Genomic DNA, 24,901 nt, shown 5'->3' on the forward strand with positions numbered 1-24,901 from the left:
ACCTTGATTTTAGTATATAATACAAGCATTCTTTTTGCAAGCGATTACAATTGAAAACTATAAAAAAACAGTTCTGAAACAAGGTTCAAAACTGTTTTTTTATTTAACGTGTATTGTATTGTTTCATAACCCGTGCGATATCCCGGTTTTGTTCCCGACGTTTGATGGATTCACGCTTGTCATAATCATGTTTCCCTTTAGCAAGTCCCAAAAGCAATTTGGCATAACCATCCTTGAGATAGACCTTTAAAGGCACCAGGGTCATTCCTGTTCCTTTGGTTTCTTGGTCCAGCTTTTGGATTTGCTTTTTATGAAGAAGAAGCTTGCGACGACGGTCTGGATCTTGGTTCCAGATATTGCCTTCCTCATAAGGGGCAATATGGACGTTGCTGAGCCAAACTTCTCCATTTTTAACTTGTGCAAAACCATCTTTCAAGTTAATGCGTGCTGCACGGACACTTTTGATCTCTGTACCCGTCAGCACCATCCCTGCTTCCATTGTATCCACGATGGTGTAGTCATGTCTCGCCTTTTTATTTTGCGCGACTACCTTTCCTTCGCCCTTTGCCATGTTTGGCTCCTTTCTTTGCTACTTCCTTGTAAAATGGTTTCTTCCCTTTTTTCTTTTTGGATTTAGAAGAATCTTTCCGTTTGTCATCTCTTCTAACGGTTGAACCCTTAGAAACTTTTTTGTCTTTGCGTCTGCGATCCCTGCGATTGCCATCTCGGTCACGTCCTTTGGCCTTGAGGCCTTTTTCGACGATATCCCATTCACTTGGAATATAAGAGAAATCAATCTCTCCGGTCATCTTGTCAGCTCTTTCGACCTTGATCCGGATTTGCTGACCAACACGGAAAGTCACTCCCGATTTCTCCCCACGAAGGGTTAGATCTCGTTCGTTAAAATGGTAGTATTCAGGAAGATTGGTAATATGGATCAAACCTTCGACCGTATTTGGCAACTCCACAAAGAGGCCAAATTTCACTACACTGGAAACCACAGCATCGTACTCTTCCCCAACATAGTCTTCCATGTATTCGGCCTTTTTCATAGCCTCTACTTCGCGCTCTGCGTCAATAGCCCGGCGCTCTCGACTAGAGGATTGGCTGGCAATGTCTGGAAGAACTTGTTCAAAGTGTTCTGCCACTTCTTGGGATTTACCGTATTCGCGCACCATTCGATGAACCATCAGGTCTGGATACCGGCGAATGGGGCTGGTAAAGTGGGTATAATACTCCGCAGCAAGCCCATAGTGGCCATGGTTGTGCTCTGAGTAACGGGCCTGTTGCATCGAGCGCAACAACATCATCGAAAGGACATCTGCATAGGGTTCTCCTTCGACCTTGCGCATGATTTCTTGCAGGGCTTCTTGGCTCATCTCACTAGCCGTTCCGTAGATCTGGATCCCAAAGCTAGAAGCATAATCGATAAACTTCTGTACTTTTTCTGCCTTTGGATCTTCGTGGATCCGGTAGATAAACGGCAGTTTCATTCGTGTAAAGTGTTCCGCCACTGTCTCATTGGCAATCAGCATAAAGGACTCAATCATCCGCTCCGCAATTCCTCTTTGACGGAGGACAATGTCGACTGGTTTTCCTTCTTTATTGACTAGGATTTTAGCCTCATTGGTATCAAAATTGAGGGCTCCTCGGTGAATCCGCATGCTTTCTAGAATACCATGCAGGGAGGCCATTTGATGAATACTTGGGACAATTTTCTTAAACTCTTGAGCCTTTTCTTCGTCGCCTGCTAAGATATCATTGACGTCACTATAGGTCATTCGGAAGGTCGTATTGATCACCGTTTGGGTAATGGTGTGCTTGACGACCTTTCCATGGGGATCAATCTCCATGATGGCAGACTGGGTCAGCCGATCCACATTCGGATTTAAAGAACAGATCCCATTGGACAAACGTTCTGGAAGCATGGGTACTACTCGGTCGGTCACATAGACAGAGGTTGCACGATTTAGAGCTTCCTTATCAAGAGCTGAGCCTTCTGTAACGTAATAAGAGACATCTGCGATGTGAACCCCCAGCTCAAAATTGCCGTTCTTGAGTGGCTTGATATGGACCGCATCGTCCAAGTCTTTGGCATCCGCTCCGTCGATCGTAAAGGTAATCTCCTCTCGCAGATCCAACCGTCCCTCTAAATCCTTTGCAGACGGTGCATCTGGAACCTGCTCAGCCTCTTTCAGCACTTCTTCTGGAAATTCTGAGACGATATCCATGGATTCTAGCACTTCTAAGACATCGATTCCAGGATCTGTCACATGACCGACCACATCCCGCACAGTTGCCACAAAATAATTGTGCTTGCGGCTCGGGTATTGATCAATTTCGACCTTGAGGATTTCGGTACCTTCCAATTGGATGGCTGGCTTCTTCACATAGATCAGCTGGCTGATTTTTTGATTTTTCGAACGAATGTAGCCGGCATATTTGGGCTTTTCCTCATCCAGAACAATTTGTCCAACAACCGTTTTGACGCTATGATCCAAGACATCAATAATCTTAGCTTCTGCTGCCGTTCCTTTGTTTCGGTCTGCTACCTTGGTAATGACGATCTCAACAGTATCCCCATCGATGGCGTGGTTGACATCATTTCGACCAACAAAGAGGTCCTCTTCTTCGCCTTCTAAACTGACAAAGCCAAAGCCATTTTTATGGGCATGAAAGATCCCCTTGAGGGTAATGGCTGGGGCCTTCTTTTGAGCCAAACGAAGAGAGCCATCATCCTCGAATTTCAACTCATGACGGCGTTCCATCAGAGAGATGGTTTTGACCAAGTCACGAAAATCCTTAGATCCTTCTTTTCCTAGAGCTGCTGCCAGATCATTGATCTGGGCTTTGTCATGCTCTTGTAAATATTCTTTAATACTTATTTTCATGAATGTATTTGCTGGTTATCCAGCCTCCTTTTTTCTATCTATTTGTGTCTTTGTTTTGCAAAATAAAAATAGGCAAAGACATTGTCTGAGCCTATCTTATCTACTAGAAAGTACCATTAAGATCATCGCGATCAATAACCAAAAGAAGATCATAATAGCTGTTAAACGCTGCATCACGGCTTCAAACCCGCGCGCTTTTGAACGTTCAAACAAGTCATTTGAGCTTGCATCAAAGACGTTGCTCGATTGGTTTTTTGTTGGTTGCATAAAAATTGCGATAATAATCAATACTGATAATACTAGTAAAATAGTTGTTAATGCTCCGCTCATATTCAAAACTCCTTAAAATCCTCACTATTATACCATGAAAATCATTTTGATTCAATATGTAAGGTTACTTTTCTTTCCTTGGGACAATACTTCAAGACCTCGATCTTTTCGGGATGGGTTTTGGTATTTTTACTGGTCAAATAATTCTGACTCCCACAGCTTGTGCAGGTCAATTGAACTTTAATTCGCACGTACGTCTCTCACTTTCAAATACTTTCTAAATAAGAATAAGAGGAAAATCAAATCGGTAAAGGCCAAGAGGGCTGTGCCGTAAAAAACCCAATGATAGCCAAAATGCATGAAAATACTCGATCCCATCATTGGCCCTAACACGCCACCTAAGTAGTAAAAGAGCTGGTTGTAGCTAAAGATCCGAGAGATCCCTTCAGGAGGGGTTAAGCGATTTAACAAAGCAGAAACTCCTGGTAAAAGGGCACCAGTCCCAATCCCAAAAAGGAAGCGTAAGATTCCTAATTGCAGGGGCGTTTGCGCTTGGGCACAGAGAATATAAAGGCAACCACTATAGAGAAGGGCGATTAATAAGAGCCGGTGATTCCCGATTCGGTCTCCGAGTTTTCCCATCCAACCTGAAAAGAGCATACTAGAGACTCCCATAGCCGAAACAATCATCCCCGATACAAAAATCAAGTTATCTCTTTGCCCTAAAGCTCGCACATAAAGAGGCAGGATTGGAGAAATAGATTGGGCGATCATTTGAATGGTCATACTGGTCAAAAAGAGGCCTAAGAGAATATCCTTTTGCTGAATGGACATAAGCAACTGCCAACTGGATTTTTGTTCTTCTTTTGGAATGGGCTCATAGTCTTCCTCGATACCCCAAAAGGTTAAAAGGGACACTAGAAATAAGAAAAAGCCAACCAAAAGAAAGACATTGCGCATTCCCAGATTTTCAGCAATGAGTCCCCCAATCAAAGGCCCCATCAAGGTTCCAGCTACGACACCGGTCGACAAAGTCCCCAGGGCATAGCCTGATTGGTCCTTTGATACTTGACTGGCAATCAAGGCTGTACTATTAGGGACAAAGCCTGAAAAGACACCGTTGAGAAAGCGCAAAACCAAGAGCCAAAAGACAGATGGCACAAAGGCGATCCCTCCCATGGTCAGGGTCATAGCAATAGAAGCCCTGAGCATCATGGGTTTTCGACCATAGCGGTCGGCCAGGCTCCCCCAGATAGGAGACATGATCGCAGAGGTTACAGAAGAACTCGCGACGGCAATCCCAGCATAAAAAGGAACAGCCTTGCCCGTAACGCCCAACTCTTCTACAAATAGGGCCATAAAAGGCACAACTAACGAAAGGCTAGCTCCGATGAAAAAGCACCCAATCCAGGCAATGTATAGATTTTTACGCCAATTGATTTCTCTTGTGATAAAATCATCTTCTTTCTAATTGTTTTAGGGCTACATCTAATTGGGCATAGAGGGCAGTTAGATCGCCATTATTGTCTAAGACCAGATCTGCATGGGCTCTTTTTTCATCTAGCGGCATTTGAGCAGCGATGCGTTCTTTAGCCTGCAGTTCTGATAAGTGGTTGCGTTCCATCAGGCGCTTGAGCTGGGTTTCTTTTGAGACAGCTACCAACCATACAGCCTCAAACCACCCTTCATAGTGCTGCTCGATCAAGAGGGGAATATCCATAAAAAAGAGACCGGATTGAGCAGCTTGTCTGTCTCTTGCATCTGCCAAAGCCTCACGAATGAGCTGGCCTTGGACGTGATTGGACCAGTCTCGTTCACTAGGATTTGAAAAAATCCGTTGACCTAGAGCGACGCGATCCAGTTCTCCATTTTCTGTGAGTATCCCCTTCCCAAAATGGTCTACTAGGACACGGTAGAGGGCCCCTCCTGAAACTTGCAAGTCATGAACCACTCGATCAGCATCAATGACAGGATAACCTTTCTCTTTCAAATAGGAGGTGACAGTGGACTTTCCTGAAGCAATCCCTCCTGTTAATCCGATGATTCTCGCCATCTAGTTCTCCTTTTGACAGTGCGGGCAAAAATGGGTTCCACGTCCTCCCAGCTGGATTTTCTCAATCGGTGTCCCGCAGCGCAAACAAGGCTGACCTGTTTTCCCATAGACTTGATGCTCTTCCTGCATAGTGCCATCCTCTCCAAAAGCATTGCTGTAGGAGCGAATAGTGGAGCCACCTTTTTCGACAGCCTGAGCAAGCACAGCGATTGTTTCCTTTCGGATGGCTTTGGCTTCTCTAGCAGTCAAGCTTTGACCCAAACGAGCTGGATGAACCTTGGCTCGATAAAGGACCTCATCTACATAGATATTGCCCAGACCAGCCACTAATTTTTGGTCTAAAAGAGCTGATTTAATGGGTTTCTTTGATTTTTTAAGAGCTGCTTGGAAGGCTTGTTCTTTAAAATCCGCTTCTGTTGGCTCTGGACCAATTTTTTTCGTCAAAAAATAGCTGTCTATAAACTCAGGCACTAAGACTTCCATGGTCCCAAACTTGCGGACATCTTCATAGACCATGGTGCTGCCATCTGTAAAGTGAAAGAAGATATGGGCGTGCTTGCGAAAAGGGACTTCGTCTGGATAAAAGAAATACTTGCCTTCCATCCGCAAATGCGAGATCAAAACCAAATCCGTCAAATAAAACAAGAGGTATTTCCCGCGACGCCCCAGGACCCGAATTTCTTGACCTGGGAGATCTTGACGAAAAGCATCCAGATCCGTCTGAATCATCTTTGGATACTTTACTTCCACTGATTGGATGGTCTTCCCAAGAATTAATTTCTCAAGACCACGCCGAACGGTCTCAACTTCTGGTAATTCCGGCATAGAACTCCTTTCAAAAACAAGAAGCAGGCTTCTGCCCACCTCTTCTTAATATTCTTTTTCGTTGTATCCGAAATCGGCAAGATCCAATTTCTTATCCCGCCAATTTTTCTTGACCTTGACCCAGGTTTCTAGGAAGACCTTGTCCCCTAGCATGAGCTCGATATCCTTCCGCGCAAGGGTTCCGATCTTCTTGAGCATGGCGCCACCTTTTCCGATGACAATCCCTTTTTGGCTATCGCGTTCCACCATGATGGTCGCACGGATATGAACCTTATCTGTTTCTTCATCCCGCTTCATAGAATCCACCACTACGGCAACAGAGTGGGGAATTTCTTCACGCGTCAAGTGCAAGACCTTTTCACGGATCATTTCAGAAACCAAGAAACGCTCTGGATGGTCAGTAATCTGATCAGCAGGGAAATATTGGAACCCTTCTTCTAAGTTTTCGCTCAAAATATCAATCAAACGCGAAACATTGTTTCCTTGAAGGGCTGAAATCGGCACAATTTCTTTGAAGTCCATCTGACTACGGAAGTCATCGATTTGCGCCAAGAGCTGGTCAGGGTGGACCTTGTCGATCTTATTGACCACGAGGATGACGGGCACTTTAGCTGCTTTGAGGCGTTCAATGATCATGTCGTCACCTTTGCCACGCGCTTCATCAGCTGGCACCATAAAGAGTACGGTATCGACTTCCCGAAGGGTACTATAGGCTGACTCCACCATGAAGTCTCCAAGTGCGGTCTTGGGTTTGTGAATCCCTGGGGTATCGATAAAGACGATCTGTTCCTTATTCGTCGTATAAATCCCCATAATCTTATTGCGCGTTGTCTGCGCCTTGTCACTCATGATGGCAATTTTTTGCCCCATGACGTGGTTCAAAAAAGTTGACTTCCCAACATTGGGACGTCCTAAAATGGCTACAAAGCCTGATTTAAATGTCATAATATCCTTTCACGAGGGCATGCTCCCTCTTATCCAAATACCAAGGCCCAGAATTTGGGCACAAAAATCACCAGTCCTGTAAGTAGGGCAAAGCCTGATACGACGAGGACTGCTCCAGCCGCCATGTCTTTGGCATTCTTTGCCAACATGGAGAAATGGTAGTTACTAGCTAGATCCACTACATTTTCAATGGCTGAATTCATAATTTCAAAAGCAATCACCAAGGTGATGCTGAGCAACAAAAAGAGCCACTCCGTCGCAGAAATCCTAAATACCAAACCAGCAAGAATTGCTACAAGGGCTGATAAGGCATGTTTGCGCATATTGCGCTCTTCTTTGATCGCCGTGAAAATTCCTGTTATCGCAAACTCCAAACTGGAAATAAAGTCCCGATTTTTCCATTTTCGCTTATTGTCTTGTGAGTCCATAGGCTGTCAAAATCTCTTCCTGTAAGCCAAACATTTCCTTTTCTTCTTCCGGCGTATAATGATCATAGCCATTAATGTGAAGAAAACCATGCACTGCTAAAAATCCCATTTCGCGCTCAAAACTGTGGCCATATTCTTCGGCTTGCTCACGCGCCTTGTCAATTGAAATAAAGAGCTCACCAATATAGGTATCGAATTCAGCCATCATCTCTGCCAATTCTGGATTTTCTGCAAGGTCTTCCTCGTCAAAAGAAATCTCCATCTCTGGCTTGTATTCTAAACTGATGACATCCGTCGGACGATCCGTATCACGGTATTCAAGATTTAGTTCATGACTGCGTTCATTGGTTACAAAAGTCACAGCCATTTCCTTGTCTTCTTTCCCAATTTTTTTAGCAGCAAATTCTAAAATTTCTTGCGTTTGTTTTAAAATTTCGTCAGAGACTTGACCAGTCTCATCTACCATTTCAATATACATCTGGATCACCTCACTATTATCACTTTATTATATCACAAAAACCAGCCTATATACTAGATACAGACTGGTTTAAAATATAGATCCGTAGTTTTTCATATCAAAATATCAAGAAAGATATAATAATTTTTATTTTTTTGATCAGTCCAGACACTAATAAAACTTTCCGCCGTGAGAAAAGTGCTTGAAACAGTACTGTTTCAAGCACTCGGGAGTTTTGAGACTTTAGGCTCAAAACTAAGTCATGGAACTTCGAAGAAGGTCGCTGACGTCCGTAATCACATAAGGAAAGTTTCTAAGAATCTTTTATCCCAGATATTAACCAGCTTATATCTAAAATATAGTCTGTTTTATTACAAAGATAAATTAGCTAGGGATTTTCCTCGTCTTAAACAGTGGAACTCATCTTACACCACTGTTTGCTGAATGGCATTCATCTGGGCATAGATACCGCCTTGTGCAACCAGTTCCTCGTGTCTACCACGCTCCACAATACGTCCTTCGGATAAGACTAAGATCTGATCCGCATCTTGAATAGTGGACAAGCGATGGGCAATGATAAAGGTGGTCCGGCCCTTTTGCAGGACTGCCATAGCCTTCTGGATGATTTCTTCTGTTTCTGTATCAATGTGAGAAGTTGCCTCATCCAAAATCAGAATTTGCGGATTCATATAGAGCGTCCGCGCAAAGGAAATCAATTGGCGCTCGCCACTTGAAAAGGCAGATCCTTTTTCTACGACTGGATGGTCGATCCCCTTTTCAAGGCGCTCTACAAAGGGCCAAGCCCCGACTTTTTTCAAGGCATCTTTGACCGCATCCCGATCAATGTGTTCCTGACTCATGGCCACATTACTAGCTATGGTTCCTGTAAATAGATAAGGATCCTGCAGAACAATCCCCATATGGCTGCGTAAGCTCTCACGAGAGACTTGGCGAATATCTTGACCATCTATCAAAATCGCACCTTCTTGAGGATCATAAAAACGATAGAGCAGGTTCATAATCGAAGACTTACCCGATCCAGTATGACCCACAAGAGCGATGGTTTGCCCAGGACTTGCTTGAAAGGCAATATCCCGCAGAACTGGCTTTCCTTCTTCATAGGCAAATTGAACGTCGTCAAACACGACTTCTGCCTTTTCTATCTTCAGTTCCAATGCACCATCGGCCTCCAAAGGTTGGTCTAAGAAAGCAAGGACGCGGCTCCCCGTTTCTAAGGATCGCCGAATATTTGGGAATTGACGACTAAGATTGGCCATGAGATCAAATAGATTAATCACATAGTTAATATTGATAAATAAGAAACCAGCCGTCACACCGATATTGCCCTGTAGGAAAGAAATCCCAGCGATGGTCAAAATGCCCGCAATCACTAAAAACTTGAGCAATTCCGTTAAGGTCCAAGAAGCAATGGAATCGGCCAGGAGGATTCGATCATTGGCTCCTAACATCTTCTGGGTAGTGGCTTCAAACTCCTCCACCACACCAGGCTCTTGATGATAGAGCTGAATCATACTGGCACCATGCAAGAGTTCATTGACCTGGGTATTGACCTCGCTTCGCGCATCAAAGAAATCCTTCATAGGCTGGTCCGTCATGACCTTGTAGAGATACTGGATCCCATAGAAAATCGGAAAGACCAAACACAAGAGAAGGCCCATCATAGGACTCAGGTAAAAGAGAATCCCTAGGATAAAGAGGAAACGCACCAAGTAGATGACTAAAATCATACAAGAGTTATAAAACTGGGTCCGCAAGGTCTCCGTATCATTGACAATTCTTGTCGCGATCTTCCCAGCCGGCTTATCATCAAAATAAGAAATAGGCAACCCTTGCATGACTTGAAAGGCTTGGTCTCTTAGGTTAGCCGTCACTTGATTGCTTCCGTGTAGCAAGATCCGATTCCCTAGGTAGCTAATCAGCTGTCCGATGCTCAAGACCAAGAGATAGAATCCTCCCATCTGAAGCAAGTCCCCTTGCCCGCCACCATGGGTCAGTGCAGTCAAAGGCCCATCGATCATCTTTTGGAGAAGAAAGGGTGACAATTCAGAAAAAATGGTGGCTAGTAAGAGGCAAATAAAGCCAGCAAGAAAGACAGTTGGATAAAGCGTGATCCTCGATAATAATCGTTTCAAAACTTTCATCTTATTCTCCTTCCTGTTTTTGTTGCCGTTGGTATTGTTCATAATACCAGCCTTCTTGAGCCAATAAATCACTAGCCCTGCCTTCTTCTACAATCTGCCCTTGATCCAAGACGATGATCCAATCCGCCTGATGAACAGCAGACAAGCGATGAGAAACAATGATGGTCGTCTTGTCTTTTCGTTCCTTTTGAATCGTGTCAATAATGGCCTGTTCAGTCTTCGCATCCACTGCAGAAAGGGAATCATCTAACAGCAAGAGCTCTGCATCTCTTAAGAAGGCACGTGCCAGAGAGATCCGTTGTTTTTGACCTCCTGATACAGAGACCCCTTTCTCACCGATCAAGGTGTCCATTCCATGAGACATCCGCTCGAGATCATCCGCAAAAGCAGCTTGGGCTATTGCTTCCACCAAATCTTCTTGGCTGGCTCCTTTTTTACCAAGCGCTATATTCTCACGGATAGACTTGGAAAATAAAATATGTTCTTGGGAAACATAGCCAATTTTATCTTCAATGGAGTGTCGGTTGTAGTCCACGATCGGTTGCTGGTTAATCAAGAATTCTCCCTCACCAACTGGGTACTGCCGCAAGAATTGTCGAACCAGGGTAGTCTTTCCTGCACCGGTACGACCAACAATCCCTACCGTCTGTCCTCGCTGGATAGTCCAATCAATGCCTGACAGGCTCTTTCGCTCAGCATCAGGATAGCTGAAAGAATAGTCCTTAAACTGCACCGAATCAATCTTCTCTAGGTAGTGAGGACCATCTGGCTCCAGATCATCTGTCTCATCAATCACTTCTTTTAATTTTTTATAGGACATTTGCCCTGTCTGGTAGACCAAGATCAGGTCCGCCATCATCCACATAGGCTCAATTAAAAAGACCAAATACAGCTGTAAAGCCAATAACTTGCCAAGACTCAACTGCCCGCTTGCCAGGGACTGGCCTCCAAATAGCAGGAGCAAGACCGTCGAGAATCCAATAAACAACAGGGCTAAAGGTCCAAAAGAATACTGGATAGAGGCAATTTTATCCCCTGTTTTGGATAGACTGGCCGTTTTTTTCTGAAACTGTTTGACCTGCTGGTCCCGTCTACTATAGGCCCGCATGACCCGAATTCCTTCGATCGACTCCAAGACTTCATCATTCAACTGAGCGACTGCTTCCCGGTTTTGCTCAACATACTCCTCCTGCTTTCTACTCAAAAAATAGGTAGAGACGACGAGGAAGATCATAGGAATAAAGGAAATCAAGGTTAATTGCCAAGAAATGAAAAACATGGTCGGAATAATAAAGGCAAACAAGCCACCGCCAAACAGGAGCACCATCATCCCGTAACCAGCCATATCGGCCATGCCATCGACATCTGTCGTAAAGCGCGTCAAGAGATCTCCTGAGCGAAATTTCTCAAAAAAAGGGCGCCGCATGGCTACTAGCTTACGAAATGCTTGCTCCTGGAGGGTCGCCTTGAAATGGACTGACGACTGAAAGAGTCGCAACTGCCAATAAAAAGCCGTTAGGTAATTGAGGATGGCTGATCCTACTAAGAGGACCATATCCCATACAAAGTTGGATTGCGTCAGCGTCCGCTGACTCAAATGATCCACTAAGCGCTGGATGACTTGCGTCGGGATCAATAAGGTGTAATCATAAAGAATCAAGACCATAGCGATCTTCACATATCGCCATTTGCGCTCCCTGATATACTCCCAAATAGCTCTGATCATATATTCTCCTTTTCAAAATGGCACAGAAAAAACCCAAGCAAGGAGCTGAGTACGTACTCAGTCCACACTTGGGCCTTCTGATGCCTATCACCAATTCAGTTAAGGCAGGTAAAAATGCATACAAAAAACCCAAGACAGACTCCTCCATCTTGGGTTCCATTTATAGTTTACATCGAACTCAACTGAGATTGGAGAAGCTGTGTATTCAATTGTGTCATCAAAACATCTACTTTGTTCATGATGGTTTTCTCCTTTCTCTTTGTTGTTATAACTCTACCACTTATTTCCTTGCTTGTCAACGTTTTTTTGAAAATTGTTGAAAAAAGCAAGACTTTTAAAGATGGACTCGCAAAAAAAGAAGCCTAGATCTTTTCTAAGCTTCTCTTTTCTGCTATGCTAGTTGCCGGGATTGAACCGGCGACCTCATCCTTACCATGGATGCGCTCTACCGACTGAGCTAAACCAGCAGTACCTATCTACTATATCATGGAGATAGGCCTTTTGTCAATATCCTGACTCATTTTTCTGCCAAATATTCTTCCTTTGTGAGGACATAATGAACTCTCGTCACCATTCGCCCTTCTTCATGCAGGTCTAGCATCGCATAGGGCTCCTCGTGGGAATATTTCATCCCTGATTTGGCCATCACCCGTCCAGAAGCTGGGTTGTCCTGATCATGAACAGCAATGAGCTTGTTCATCCCTAACTGTTCAAAAGCCAAGGCAATGACTGCCTTGGTAGCCTCTGTCGCAAGACCTTGGTTCCAATAGGATTTATTCAGAACATAGCCGATACTCCCCTTCTTCAGACAAAGATCCAAATCCAGTAAATCAATCGTCCCGATAAATTTTCCATTCTCTTTGAGCTCGATCCCCCATCTTCCAAGTGGGCTCGCTAGGTAAAAGAGGGCAATATTATTACGCGTCTCTTCTAGACTTTGATTGGTTGCAAAGGTATAGCGCGTAACTGTCTCATCAGAAGCATACTCAAACATAGCCGGTGCGTCTTCAAGAGTGACCGGACGCAAGTGCAGACGCTCTGTCTCCACTTCACGATAAGTCGCTAACTTCACATATAAATTTTCCATTTGGCACTCCTTCTTTAGGAATTAGTTTAGCAAATAACCTAAAGGAAGGCAAGCTCAAATTTTTCTTGCTTTTTAACCCACTTTTCTATACAATAAAATCAATCAAAACAATCGGATAAGGAGTGAAAAGGTCATTGAGTCAAGAGAGCAATCTCACACCAATGGCCTTTTTACACCAAAATCTGAGCAAGGAGGCAAGAATGCTCATTGGAATTCCTAAAGAAATTAAAAACAACGAAAATCGGGTCGGTTTGACTCCTGCAGGCGTACAAAGCTTGGTGAAGAAAGGTCATCAAGTTTTGGTGGAAACAAATGCTGGACTTGGTTCTGGCTTTGCGGATGAAGATTACACGAAGCAAGGGGCAACCATCGTTGCGACTGCAGCAGAAGCTTGGGCCGCTGAGATGGTGGTCAAAGTCAAAGAACCCCTCGCTGAAGAATACGACTTCCTTCGCGAAGACCTCTTGCTCTTCACTTACTTGCATATGGCTGCCGCACCTGAATTAGCAGACGCTATGGTCGCAGCTAAAACAACTGGGGTGGCCTACGAAACCGTTCGTGACTTAGATGGACAGTTGCCACTCTTGGTGCCAATGAGTGAGGTTGCTGGACGGATGGCCGTGCAAATCGGTGCTCACTTCCTGACCAAACAAGAAGGTGGGTCTGGTGTCCTCCTAGGTGGGGTGCCAGGTGTTCCCAAAGGAAAAGTCACCATCATCGGAGGCGGAGTCGTTGGAACCCACGCAGCTCGTATCGCCCTTGGACTCGGTGCCCAAGTGACCATCTTAGATATCAGCGCTAAACGTTTGGCTGTTCTGGAAGATGTCTTTGGTCATCAAATCCAAACCCTCATGTCCAACCCATTTAATATTGAAGCCAGCGTCCGTGATGCCGATGTTGTCATCGGAGCTGTCTTGATTCCTGGTGCTAAAGCTCCTAAATTAGTGACAGACGATATGGTTAAACAAATGCGTCCCGGTTCAGTCATCGTCGATGTGGCCGTTGACCAAGGTGGTGTTATTGAAACAGCAGACCGTGTCACAACGCATACGGATCCAGTTTACGAAAAACATGGCGTACTCCACTATGCCGTTGCCAATATCCCAGGGGCTGTCGCTCGTACCTCTACTATCGCCCTTATCAATGTGACCCTTCCTTATGTTGAATCCCTAGCTGACAATGGCTTCCACAAGGCAATTGCCCTCGACGAAGGCCTGCGCCAAGGGGTCACCACTTACCAAGGACACATCACAAGTCAACCCGTTGCTACCGGTTTAGAGCGTGACTTCACACCAATTGATGAATTGGTTTAATTTCTAACATTCAAAAGGCAAAGATCTGATGATCTTTGCCTTTTCTTTTATTCTTCTTCTTCCACATCCGGTTCTTCTTTGAGGACTGGATTCGGAATGGGCTCGTAGGCCCGGATAATCTCTGCTACTACTGGATGACGAACGACATCCTTGGCAGAGAAATGCACAAAGTCAATTTGAGAAATATTCTTCAATTTCTCCTGGGCATCAATCAAGCCGGATTTAACATTTCGAGGAAGGTCAATCTGGCTGGTATCTCCATTGACAATCATCTTAGAGTTAAAACCAAGACGAGTCAAAAACATCTTCATCTGCATGATGGTGGTATTTTGCGCTTCATCGAGGATGACAAAGGCATCGTCCAAGGTCCGCCCCCGCATATAAGCCAAAGGGGCAATCTCGATAATCTCCCGCTCCATCATCCGAGTTGTTTGGTCTTTCCCTAAAATCTGGTAAAGAGCATCATAGACCGGTCGTAGATAAGGGTCCACTTTTTCTTTGAGATCCCCTGGTAGGAAACCAAGGCTCTCTCCAGCTTCTACAGCAGGACGGGTCAAAATGATCCGCTTGACCTGACCACGCTTGAGGGCAGTCACGGCCAAGGTCACTGCTAGGAAGGTTTTCCCAGTCCCCGCTGGTCCAATCCCAAAAGTGACATCATGGTTCTTGACACTATCGACATAGATCTTTTGACCAAGCGTTTTAACCCGAATGGGCTTGCCGTAACTATCCTTGATAATCTCTTCTTCATAGAGAGCGATGAACTTATCCAATTCCCCATTTCTCACCATGGTAATGGCGGTCACCACATCCGGCGTTCCAATGGTCATGCCACGGTTGACGAGGACCAAAAGAGCCTGGATGACTTGACGAACCTGCTCGCAGGTTTCTTCTTCCCCAATGATTTGGACGATTTCTGTCCGTGCATGAATAATCACCCCAAATTCTTGCTCCATCAAACGGAGATGGCGTTCGTTAGATCCAAACAAATGAAAGAGATCGTCTGGATGCGTTAATGTAATTTCAACTGAATGTTCTTGCAAATAAAGAACCTCTCTACCTGTGTTTTTCTATTATTATAACAAAGAGGCCGAGAAAAAACCATCCTCGACCTGTCCTTTTCTAGTGGGCTTGGTATTCTTCCCAAATCGCATCAAAATCGCCAAGATTAAAGGAAAAGCTGGCATGCTCTTCTAGATAGCGACTGACCTCATCGAAGTCATCTGTATGCTTGGGAAAAGCAGACTCGTGAAATGCAAGATCTGCTAGAAGGGCCTTAGGAGCATTGCTTTTAGGATTGCGCTCCGTCATCAACCAAGTATAAAATGATTTTCGCATAAGCCTCCTCTTAGATCAACTCTGTTCCAAACTGGTCTTGCTTGATTTTTTTGGCCTTCATCAAACCACCCAAAGCCTTTTTGAACTGACCTTTTGAAATCCCAAAAGTTGCCTTGATTTCTTCTGGAGATGACTTATCATTCAAGGTCATAAAGCCTCCATTGGCTTCCAAATAGGTCAGAATCATTTGGGCATCGTTTTCCAACATTTCAAAGGAGCGTGGCTTCAAAGATAGATTCAAGGTCCGATCCACCTCACGGAATCCAATGACCCGGGCATCTAGGACTTGTCCCAAACGAGGTTCTGCATAGCGCTCACTTGGGTGGATAAAGCCCAGCATATTGTTCTCTGGAAGGTAAACAAAGGTTCCAGACAATTTCAAGCGGTAGACAATGGCTGGCCAGTTTTGGTTTTGCATATTGTTGTAAGCAGGACGAGCCAAACGCTGGAAATCTTCCTGGTAGGCTAAGATCCCCCAAATCCGATCTTTCTTATCAACTTCTAAGCGAATATAGAGACGATCGCCCTTTTTAGGCCATAAATCTTTGATCTCCGGTAAGATATCTAGTGAGACAACAATCTGCTTATCTGGAAGCCCTGTATCCACGAAGACTCCCAAATCCTTGCGCACTTCCGTAACCGTTCCCCAGCCAAAGCTTTCTTGAGTTGCTGTGACTTCAAGTGTCGTGAGTCTGAGCTTTTGCTTCATATCTGTATAGGCAAAGCCCTTGACACTTTCTCCGACTTGGTGTGGGCCTTCTGCTTTATCAAGCGCGTAGGTCTGGCCATCTTTTTGAACAAAATAGAAGTGATCATTTTCATCAATGACCATTCCCATGATGTAGCTTGCTAGATTCGTATTCATGTTTCCTTCTTTCCTCTTGCTTCTTCACAAGAATAATGGAAATAAAACCCAGCCAGCAGTGCCAACTGAGTCTTTCTTTCCTGTAATGGTTGGGATGGATTAAACTTCCATCAATTCTTTTTCTTTATGAGCTGTCATTTCATCTACATGCTTAACAGCGTCATCCGTAACTTTTTGGATCTCTTTTTCAAGACCTTTCAATTCATCTTCTGTGATTTCTTTTGCTTTTTCTTGTTTCTTCGCTTCATCCATAGCATCACGACGGATGTTACGGATCGCTACTTTAGCATTTTCACCCACTTTTTTCACTTCTTTTGCCAAGTCACGACGAGTTTCTTCTGTCAAAGCTGGGATAACCAAACGGATAACAGATCCATCGTTGGCTGGAGTGATACCAAGGTCAGAAGCATTGATGCTGTGCTCGATGTCTTTCAAAGATGATTTATCAAATGGTGTGATCAACAAGACACGTGCTTCTGGAATAGTGATAGATGCCAATTGGTTCAAAGGAGTCTCTACTCCGTAGTATTCTACGAAAATACGATCCAAAAGACTTGCGTTTGCACGTCCAGCACGGATGCTACCAAATTCACGTCCCAAACTTTGGTGAGACTGGGTCATTCTTTCTTTTGCTTTTTCTACGATTGGGTTTGCCATAATCTTCCTCTATTTTCTATTATTTTTCTACGTTATTCGATACGGTTGTACCAATATTTTCACCAAAGACAACGCGTTTGATATTGCCTGGTTCATTCATATTAAAGACAACCAAGTCAATGTCGTTGTCCATGGAGAGAGTAGAGGCTGTTGAGTCCATGATGCGAAGACCTTTGTTGATCACATCACGGTGAGTCAATTCCTCAAATTTCACAGCTGAAGCATCTTTTTTCGGATCGGCATTGTAAACACCATCGACCCCATTTTTGGCCATGAGAATGGCATCTGCTTCAATCTCAGCTGCACGAAGGGCTGCGGTCGTATCTGTTGAGAAGTAAGGAGAACCGATCCCCGCACCAAAGATCACGATCCGGTCTTTTTCAAGGTGACGAAGGGCACGACCACGGATATAAGGTTCTGCAACTTGTTGCATAGCAATCGCAGTTTGAACACGGGTATCCACGCCAACTTGTTGAAGCGAATCAGCCATCACAAGTGCGTTCATGACAGTACCGAGCATACCTGTGTAGTCTGCTTGGACACGATCCATCCCTGCTTCAGCAGCAGGTTCTCCACGCCAAAGGTTTCCCCCTCCAATCACCAAGGCAATTTCAATTCCAAGTTCATGAACTTCCTTGATTTCTTGGGCCATATTTTGGACAGTTTTGATATCGATTCCGACACCACGTTCGCCGGCAAGAGCCTCACCAGATAGCTTGATTAAGATACGTTTATACTTAGGTTCTACCATTTTCTCTCTCCTTTTTTGATCTGTATTATTTTACCATAAATTACGTTTTTTATATAGTGATATCTATCAAAAAAATTTTAACTTATCCACTGAAAAGATATTCATTTTTATCCTAATTTTATAAAGGATCTAGATTTTGGTAATGAAACTCTTTTACATATGTAATTTAAGAATTGTCGCTTTTATCAATCATCGGTGCATCAACAATTATATGATCTTTTCCAGATGATTATCACTCTGAATCAGGTTAGCTGCTACTATAATATTTAATTTCAAATAAGTAATTTAGAATTACATTTACTTTCTTGATTATAAGAAAAGAGCCCCCTTTTTTTAGATAAACAGTATAAAACTTTTAAACTGTTTATGGTGGGAGACTCGTTTTATATCATTTTAATGATTCTTAGTTAAGCGTATGACTAGTTGAAAAAGGGGATTGATCATCCCCTTTTTCAAGGCTTTAAGGCCTATCCTAGTCACCAATTAGAACTGGCGTTTTGAATGAAGATAAATCAATCATTCACCAAAGGAAGAAGAATTATTTTTCGTCTCCCTCTTTACGACGTCCAAGTGCTGCCAATCCTACAAGTCCTGCAACTAGTCCGAGTAGAGTTGATCCGACAGATGTAGTTTCACCAGTATTTGGAAGTTGTCCTTTAGCTGGTGTTGACTCTACTGATTTACCTGATGTTGGGTCCACTGGTTTACCTGGTGTTGGATCCACTGGCTTATCTGGGGTTGGCTCTACAGGCTTGTCTGGAGTTTCTTTAAGTTTGTAAACATACGTTACATTCTTATCTCCTTCGATCACTTTACCTGTAGTAGGGTCGGTAGATTTAAGGTGACCTTGGTCATCCACTTCACCAACTGTGTAGTTGCCTGCTGGGACCAATTCATAAGTCTTACCGTCTTTTTCGATTGTTTGTGGACGGTTGTCTACCACTGTGTTGTAGTCCTTATCAACTGGTTGATTTTCTTCATCCGTCACATCTGACTTGATGGTCTTGCCTTCTGTATCTACATAGTGAACATAAACGTTACCCTTAGGTTGAGTTGGTTCTTCCTTCACTTCTTTATAGACGTAAGTGATGATTGACTTAGGTTTGTCAACTTTACCTTTAACTGGATCAGATGATTCCAAATGGCCATCTTCGTCCACTTTACCTACTGGGTAGTCACCTTTCGGTACGATCTTGTAGGTCTTACCGTCTGGTGTCTTGATAGTGTTAGGTTTTTCACCTTCCTCAGTGGTGTTATATGGTGTGTCATAAGGTGAGTTTGGTGTATCTTGACGAGGTTTTTCGATTTCCTTACCATTTTCGTCTACGTAAGTGATGATGACTTCACCCTTCTTAGGTTCTGTTGGTGTTTCTTTTAGTTTGTACACATACGTTACATTCTTATCGCCTTCAATCACTTTGCCTGTTGTAGGATCGGTAGATTTAAGGTGACCTTGGTCATCCACTTCACCGACTGTGTAGTTACCCGCTGGAACCAATTCATAAGTCTTGCCTTCGAATGCAATCTCTTGTGGACGGTTGTCTACGACTGTATCGTAGTCTTTGTCTACTGGTTGTTGATCTTCATCGGTCACATCTGACTTGATAGTATTGCCTTCTGTATCTACATAATGAACATAGACATTACCCTTAGGTTGTGTTGGCTCCTCCTTCACTTCTTTATAAACGTAAGTGATGATTGACTTAGGTTTGTCAACTTTACCTTTAACTGGATCAGATGATTCCAAATGGCCATCTTCGTCCACTTTACCTACTGGGTAGTCTCCTTTCGGTACGATCTTGTAGGTCTTACCGTCTGGTGTCTTGATAGTGTTAGGTTTTTCACCTTCCTCAGTGGTGTTATATGGTGTGTCATATGGTGAGTTTGGTGTGTCTTGACGAGGTTTTTCGATTTCCTTGCCATTTTCGTCTACGTAAGTGATGATGACTTCACCCTTCTTAGGTTCTGTTGGTGTTTCTTTTAGTTTGTACACATACGTTACATTCTTATCGCCTTCAATCACTTTGCCTGTTGTAGGATCGGTAGATTTAAGGTGACCTTGGTCATCCACTTCACCGACAGTGTAGTTACCCGCTGGAACCAATTCATAAGTCTTGCCTTCGAATGCAATCTCTTGTGGACGGTTGTCTACCACTGTATCGTAGTCTTTGTCTACTGGTTGTTGGTCTTCATCGGTTACATCAGACTTGATAGTATTGCCTTCTGTATCTACATAATGAACATAAACATTACCCTTAGGTTGAGTAGGTTCTTCCTTCACTTCTTTATAAACGTAAGTGATGATTGACTTAGGTTTGTCAACTTTACCTTTAATTGGATCAGATGATTCCAAATGGCCATCTTCGTCCACTTTACCTACTGGGTAGTCTCCTTTCGGTACGATCTTGTAGGTCTTACCGTCTGGTGTCTTGATAGTGTTAGGTTTTTCACCTTCCTCAGTGGTGTTATATGGAGTGTCATATGGTGAGTTTGGTGTGTCTTGACGAGGTTTTTCGATTTCCTTGCCATTTTCGTCTACGTAAGTGATGATGACCTCACCCTTCTTAGGCTCAGCTGGGGTTTCCTTCAATTTGTATACGTAGGTGACGTTCTTATCGCCTTCGATGACCTTACCGGTTGTTGGGTCGGTTGACTTGAGGTGACCTTGGTCATCCACTTCTCCGACTGTGTAAGTGCCGGCTGGAACCAATTCATAAGTCTTGCCTTCGAATGCAATCTCTTGTGGACGGTTGTCTACCACTGTATCGTAGTCTTTGTCTACTGGTTGTTGGTCTTCATCGGTTACATCAGACTTGATGGTCTTACCTTCTGTATCTACATAGTGAACGTAGACGTTACCCTTAGGCTCAGCTGGGGTTTCTTTTAGTTTGTACACATACGTTACATTCTTATCGCCTTCGATCACTTTGCCTGTTGTAGGATCGGTAGATTTAAGGTGACCTTGGTCATCCACTTCACCGACTGTGTAGTTACCCGCTGGAACCAATTCATAAGTCTTGCCTTCGAATGCAATCTCTTGTGGACGGTTGTCTACCACTGTATCGTAGTCTTTGTCTACTGGTTGTTGGTCTTCATCGGTTACATCAGACTTGATGGTCTTGCCTTCTGTATCTACATAATGAACATAAACATTACCCTTAGGTTGAGTTGGTTCTTCCTTCACTTCTTTATAAACGTAAGTGATGATTGACTTAGGTTTGTCAACTTTACCTTTAATTGGATCAGATGATTCCAAATGGCCATCTTCGTCCACTTTACCTACTGGGTAGTCACCTTTCGGTACGATCTTGTAGGTCTTACCGTCTGGTGTCTTGATAGTGTTAGGTTTTTCACCTTCCTCAGTGGTGTTATATGGTGTGTCATAAGGTGAGTTTGGTGTATCTTGACGAGGTTTTTCGATTTCCTTACCATTTTCGTCTACGTAAGTGATGATGACTTCACCCTTCTTAGGTTCTGTTGGTGTTTCTTTTAGTTTGTACACATACGTTACATTCTTATCGCCTTCAATCACTTTGCCTGTTGTAGGATCGGTAGATTTAAGGTGACCTTGGTCATCCACTTCACCGACTGTGTAGTTACCCGCTGGAACCAATTCATAAGTCTTGCCTTCGAATGCAATCTCTTGTGGACGGTTGTCTACGACTGTATCGTAGTCTTTGTCTACTGGTTGTTGATCTTCATCGGTCACATCTGACTTGATGGTCTTGCCTTCTGTATCCACATAGTGTACATAGACATTACCCTTAGGTTCAGCTGGGGTTTCCTTCAATTTGTATACGTAGGTGACGTTCTTATCGCCTTCGATGACCTTACCGGTTGTTGGGTCGGTTGACTTGAGGTGACCTTGGTCATCCACTTCACCGACTGTGTAAGTTCCTGCTGGAACCAATTCATAAGTCTTGCCTTCGAATTCAATCTCTTGCGGACGGTTGTCTACGACTGTATCGTAGTCTTTGTCTACTGGTTGTTGGTCTTCATCGGTTACATCAGACTTGATGGTCTTGCCTTCTGTATCTACATAATGAACATAAACGTTACCCTTAGGTTCTGTTGGTGTTTCTTTTAGTTTGTACACATACGTTACATTCTTATCGCCTTCAATCACTTTACCTGTTGTAGGATCGGTTGACTTGAGGTGACCTTGGTCATCCACTTCACCAACTGTGTAGTTACCCGCTGGTACTAATTCATAGGTCTTGCCTTCGAATTCAATCTCTTGTGGACGGTTGTCTACAACTGTATCGTAGTCTTTGTCTACTGGTTGTTGATCTTCATCGGTCACATCTGACTTGATGGTCTTGCCTTCTGTATCCACATAGTGTACATAGACATTACCCTTAGGTTCAGCTGGGGTTTCCTTCAATTTGTATACGTAGGTGACGTTCTTATCGCCTTCGATGACCTTACCGGTTGTTGGGTCGGTTGACTTGAGGTGACCCTCATCATCCACTTCTCCGACTGTGTAAGTTCCTGCTGGAACCAATTCATAAGTCTTGCCTTCGAATGCAATCTCTTGTGGACGGTTGTCTACCACTGTATCGTAGTCTTTGTCTACTGGTTGTTGGTCTTCATCGGTCACATCTGACTTGATGGTCTTGCCTTCTGTATCCACATAGTGTACATAGACATTACCTTTAGGCTCTTCTTTGAGCTTATAGATGTAGGTAACATTCTTATCTTCTTTAGCAACTAGACCAGTTGTAGGATCAGAAGACTTGAGGTGACCCTCATCATCTACTTCACCGACTGTGTAGTTACCCGCAGGTACCAATTCGTAAGTCTTGCTATCTTTTTCGATTGTTTGCGGACGGTTGTCCACGACTGTATCGTAGGTCTTATTAATTGGTTGCGCCGCTTCATCTGTGACGGAAGTTTTCAGCTCATTACCCTCAGTATCCTTATAATGAACGTAAACATTACCAGTAACATCTGATTTGCGGTAATAGTGCGTTACATCTGTAGAAATTTCTTTAATGGATGGAAGAGAATAGTTATTAAAGAATGATGGGTAGCCAGAAGCCTTATCCCCTGGTGTGTTCCCACCAATGATGTTGGAAGTATTGTTTCGAACAGGATCTACATCTGCTGAGAATTGCGGTGAATCTGTAAAGGCATCCCCAGTAGCCTTATTGTACCAACCACTCAAACGCACATTCCCGTTTCCACCATCCGTATAAGTTGCAACTTTAAGATGGTATTTCCCATCCTTACTGTCAACATATCCGACCTCTTTCGGTTCAGTTGCTGTTCCAGCAGGTGTTGGCTTACCTCCTGGCTTAACCGGGTCTGAAGTATACAACAAAGTATAGTTGGTTAAGTCTAGCGTATTTACATCCGTTGATGGATTATACGACGCCACTTTTGATGGGTCTAAAGCATATAATTTAACAACAGATGTTCCGTCTTTATCGACTTGCTCTACAATCCGTTTGACATAGTAGTGAGCACGTCCACCTTGGAGTTCCAAGTATTTAGCTCCGACACCACCTAGAGAACCGGTCATATCCTTTTCAGCATCCGTACGTACAAACTCGTAGCCTTCAAATTCACGCGGATTCGATGCCTTGTAGTCTTGGCTTTCAATACCAGTTTGGCTGTATGAAGCCAATTCTTCATTCGTACCCTCTACTTTATAGTAGGTGGTATGGGTTACTTTTTCAGTTGGGATAACTGTTTGAACATTCGGTTTTGTTTCCCCAACATTTCCTGGTTTAGTCGTATCACGAATTTGAAGAATGTGGTGTTTATATTTATCATCAGAAGTTGGACCAGCTTCACGGTTATTGGTCCAAGTTCCTAGGATTTGCGAAGATTCCCCAGTAGTATAATCAAATTGAGGGGCATAAGTAGGATTTTCATTCACCAAGGTCTTAAATTGGAAAGTTGACTTGGCAGTCAAATCCAAGGTTTCGACTTCTTTACCAGTAGCTTTTTCAACCAAACGAGCATGAACAGTTGGTGTCTGAGTTGTTCCAACAGCAGAACGATCTACTGAGAAGGTTACATAATAGCCACCATTGCTATAGGTAAGACCACCTTGATTTGCCGGACCTTGCCAGTTTTGAAGATCCCAAATAGAATAGGTATAGCGGTCAGCATTTGGATCCAATTGATAAGTTGCATTGTTCCATGTTGGGTCATCAATAGAAGCACCATTTGGCTCTTCCATTGTTGGAGTTACTGATGGGGCTGTCAAGGTAGTTGAAGTTGAAAGTGCATCTAACTGAGCAGAAATTGCTGGTGCACCATTAACAGTTGTATTTCCATTAAAGCCTGCAGCCTTCAAGGTTACCATCATATCATCTACTGACTTGTTCAAGCGTTCTCGTTGTTCAGCATATGATTGTGGTTTTACTTCAGAATTGCTCGAAGTTTCTTTTGTTGGCAATTCAGCTTGAACTTTTGCAACAGCCTCTTTGATAGCAGCTTTCTGCTCTTCATTTTGATGGTTGGAAGCATATTTTTCTGCTATTTGATTCAATAAAGCTGCTTCAGAAGCATTTTGTTCCAAGATTGCTTTATCATCCGATGCTACAGTACTTTCGACCACTTGGGATGAACTTGCTGCTTGAGCTTTTGTTTCTGTAGCAGTTTCATTTTGAGGGACTGAGACTTCTTTCGAACCTTCTTCAGTCAATGGAGCTGCTTCAGGTGAAAGGGATGGAGCACTCACTGCTGCAGAGGAAGAAACGACTTCGTTTCCTACTTCATCCGCAAACGTAGTAGTTGCAACTGTAGTAGCACTTAAAAGAGCCGTTGCTACTACGATCCCTTTTAAGAGGTGACGGCTCTTAGCAGAAACAGCGTCTTCACGAACCTCAGCAACAACCGTCTCTTCGACTTGACCTCGGATCACTTTGAGCAAACCAAAGTTTGAAGTAGCTGCACGCAACCAGTTCTTACCTGACTTGATCAACTTGAAACGAGTCACTCGATCAGTTTCACGGAATTCTCCGTTTGAACGTTTAAAAATCATTTGATTCTCCTTAATTTTTATTTTCGCCTATATTATACCTTTTTCCTGTACTTATGCAAGCGTTTTAATGTTTATCAAGTTTATCATCAGGAAATAGCGTTCTGAAACCATTCAAACGAACAAAAAAGCTACCCGA

Annotated in this window: 20 protein-coding genes and 1 tRNA gene; 1 reads left to right on the plus strand and 20 read right to left on the minus strand. The window is 43.6% G+C overall.

Annotated elements, in window-relative coordinates; genetic code table 11:
• Window positions 1-103 precede the first annotated feature (103 nt).
• From smpB to HMPREF0833_RS04600, 14 genes are all read right to left on the minus strand, one after another.
• Entirely contained in the window at window positions 104-571 is a 468-nt protein-coding gene (gene smpB, locus HMPREF0833_RS04540) for an SsrA-binding protein SmpB (RefSeq protein ID WP_013903925.1), read from the minus strand.
• Window positions 534-2,891, minus strand: coding sequence for a ribonuclease R (rnr, locus tag HMPREF0833_RS04545; RefSeq protein ID WP_013903926.1), 2,358 nt, complete (start codon window positions 2,889-2,891; stop codon window positions 534-536). Before rnr ends, smpB begins: the two co-directional genes overlap by 38 nt.
• Before the next feature lie 96 nt (window positions 2,892-2,987).
• Complete coding sequence (gene secG / locus HMPREF0833_RS04550) at window positions 2,988-3,221, minus strand: preprotein translocase subunit SecG (protein WP_003008189.1); 234 nt, start codon at window positions 3,219-3,221, stop codon at window positions 2,988-2,990.
• A 41-nt stretch (window positions 3,222-3,262) separates the two neighbouring features.
• Window positions 3,263-3,412 carry a 50S ribosomal protein L33 gene (gene rpmG, locus HMPREF0833_RS10320; protein WP_003005699.1) on the minus strand — a complete coding sequence of 50 codons (150 nt, stop codon included), beginning with the start codon at window positions 3,410-3,412 and terminating at the stop codon, window positions 3,263-3,265.
• Window positions 3,402-4,601, minus strand: a complete 1,200-nt coding sequence (locus HMPREF0833_RS04555) for a multidrug efflux MFS transporter (RefSeq protein ID WP_223345280.1) — start codon at window positions 4,599-4,601, stop codon at window positions 3,402-3,404. The genes rpmG and HMPREF0833_RS04555 overlap by 11 nt, the downstream gene beginning before the upstream one ends.
• Window positions 4,602-4,617: 16 nt before the next feature.
• Window positions 4,618-5,214: a dephospho-CoA kinase gene (gene coaE / locus HMPREF0833_RS04560; RefSeq protein ID WP_013903928.1), complete on the minus strand. Its 597-nt coding sequence runs from the start codon at window positions 5,212-5,214 to the stop codon at window positions 4,618-4,620.
• Complete coding sequence (gene mutM, locus HMPREF0833_RS04565) at window positions 5,215-6,039, minus strand: DNA-formamidopyrimidine glycosylase (protein ID WP_013903929.1); 825 nt, start codon at window positions 6,037-6,039, stop codon at window positions 5,215-5,217.
• A 45-nt stretch (window positions 6,040-6,084) separates the two neighbouring features.
• Window positions 6,085-6,984 carry a GTPase Era gene (gene era, locus HMPREF0833_RS04570; protein WP_013903930.1) on the minus strand — a complete coding sequence of 300 codons (900 nt, stop codon included), beginning with the start codon at window positions 6,982-6,984 and terminating at the stop codon, window positions 6,085-6,087.
• 29 nt (window positions 6,985-7,013) lie between these two features.
• Complete coding sequence (locus HMPREF0833_RS04575; RefSeq protein WP_013903931.1) at window positions 7,014-7,412, minus strand: diacylglycerol kinase family protein; 399 nt, start codon at window positions 7,410-7,412, stop codon at window positions 7,014-7,016.
• Window positions 7,393-7,890, minus strand: coding sequence for an rRNA maturation RNase YbeY (gene ybeY / locus HMPREF0833_RS04580; RefSeq protein ID WP_013903932.1), 498 nt, complete (start codon window positions 7,888-7,890; stop codon window positions 7,393-7,395). The genes HMPREF0833_RS04575 and ybeY overlap by 20 nt, the downstream gene beginning before the upstream one ends.
• 404 nt (window positions 7,891-8,294) lie before the next feature.
• Complete coding sequence (tetB(46), locus tag HMPREF0833_RS04585; RefSeq protein ID WP_003018863.1) at window positions 8,295-10,031, minus strand: tetracycline efflux ABC transporter Tet(46) subunit B; 1,737 nt, start codon at window positions 10,029-10,031, stop codon at window positions 8,295-8,297.
• A 1-nt stretch (window position 10,032) separates the two neighbouring features.
• Window positions 10,033-11,757 carry a tetracycline efflux ABC transporter Tet(46) subunit A gene (tetA(46), locus tag HMPREF0833_RS04590; RefSeq protein ID WP_013903934.1) on the minus strand — a complete coding sequence of 575 codons (1,725 nt, stop codon included), beginning with the start codon at window positions 11,755-11,757 and terminating at the stop codon, window positions 10,033-10,035.
• Between the two features lie 394 nt (window positions 11,758-12,151).
• Window positions 12,152-12,224, minus strand: a tRNA-Thr gene (locus HMPREF0833_RS04595).
• Between the two features lie 50 nt (window positions 12,225-12,274).
• Complete coding sequence (locus HMPREF0833_RS04600) at window positions 12,275-12,844, minus strand: GNAT family N-acetyltransferase (RefSeq protein WP_013903936.1); 570 nt, start codon at window positions 12,842-12,844, stop codon at window positions 12,275-12,277.
• 200 nt (window positions 12,845-13,044) lie between these two features.
• On the opposite strand from HMPREF0833_RS04600, the gene ald reads away from it, so the two are divergent.
• A complete protein-coding gene (ald, locus tag HMPREF0833_RS04605; protein ID WP_041818333.1) occupies window positions 13,045-14,157 on the plus strand; it encodes an alanine dehydrogenase in 1,113 nt (370 codons plus the stop codon).
• A gap of 47 nt (window positions 14,158-14,204) precedes the next feature.
• Here ald and HMPREF0833_RS04610 read toward each other — a convergent pair whose 3' ends face one another.
• The 6 genes from HMPREF0833_RS04610 to HMPREF0833_RS11000 form a co-directional block, all read right to left on the minus strand.
• Window positions 14,205-15,200, minus strand: a complete 996-nt coding sequence (locus tag HMPREF0833_RS04610; RefSeq protein WP_013903938.1) for a PhoH family protein — start codon at window positions 15,198-15,200, stop codon at window positions 14,205-14,207.
• A 79-nt stretch (window positions 15,201-15,279) separates the two neighbouring features.
• On the minus strand, window positions 15,280-15,495 hold the full coding sequence (locus HMPREF0833_RS04615; protein ID WP_013903939.1) for a YozE family protein: 216 nt from the start codon (window positions 15,493-15,495) through the stop codon (window positions 15,280-15,282).
• A gap of 10 nt (window positions 15,496-15,505) precedes the next feature.
• The gene (cvfB, locus tag HMPREF0833_RS04620) at window positions 15,506-16,360 is read right to left on the minus strand and encodes an RNA-binding virulence regulatory protein CvfB (RefSeq protein ID WP_013903940.1); all 855 of its coding nucleotides are present in this window, start codon (window positions 16,358-16,360) and stop codon (window positions 15,506-15,508) included.
• A gap of 99 nt (window positions 16,361-16,459) precedes the next feature.
• Window positions 16,460-17,017, minus strand: coding sequence for a ribosome recycling factor (gene frr, locus HMPREF0833_RS04625; RefSeq protein WP_003005165.1), 558 nt, complete (start codon window positions 17,015-17,017; stop codon window positions 16,460-16,462).
• 19 nt (window positions 17,018-17,036) lie between these two features.
• Window positions 17,037-17,768, minus strand: a complete 732-nt coding sequence (gene pyrH, locus HMPREF0833_RS04630) for a UMP kinase (protein WP_003005706.1) — start codon at window positions 17,766-17,768, stop codon at window positions 17,037-17,039.
• 538 nt (window positions 17,769-18,306) lie between these two features.
• The gene (locus HMPREF0833_RS11000) at window positions 18,307-24,765 is read right to left on the minus strand and encodes an accessory Sec-dependent serine-rich glycoprotein adhesin (RefSeq protein WP_013903941.1); all 6,459 of its coding nucleotides are present in this window, start codon (window positions 24,763-24,765) and stop codon (window positions 18,307-18,309) included.
• Window positions 24,766-24,901 lie beyond the last annotated feature (136 nt).

The organism is Streptococcus parasanguinis ATCC 15912, from assembly GCF_000164675.2.
GTDB classification, from domain to species: domain Bacteria; phylum Bacillota; class Bacilli; order Lactobacillales; family Streptococcaceae; genus Streptococcus; species Streptococcus parasanguinis.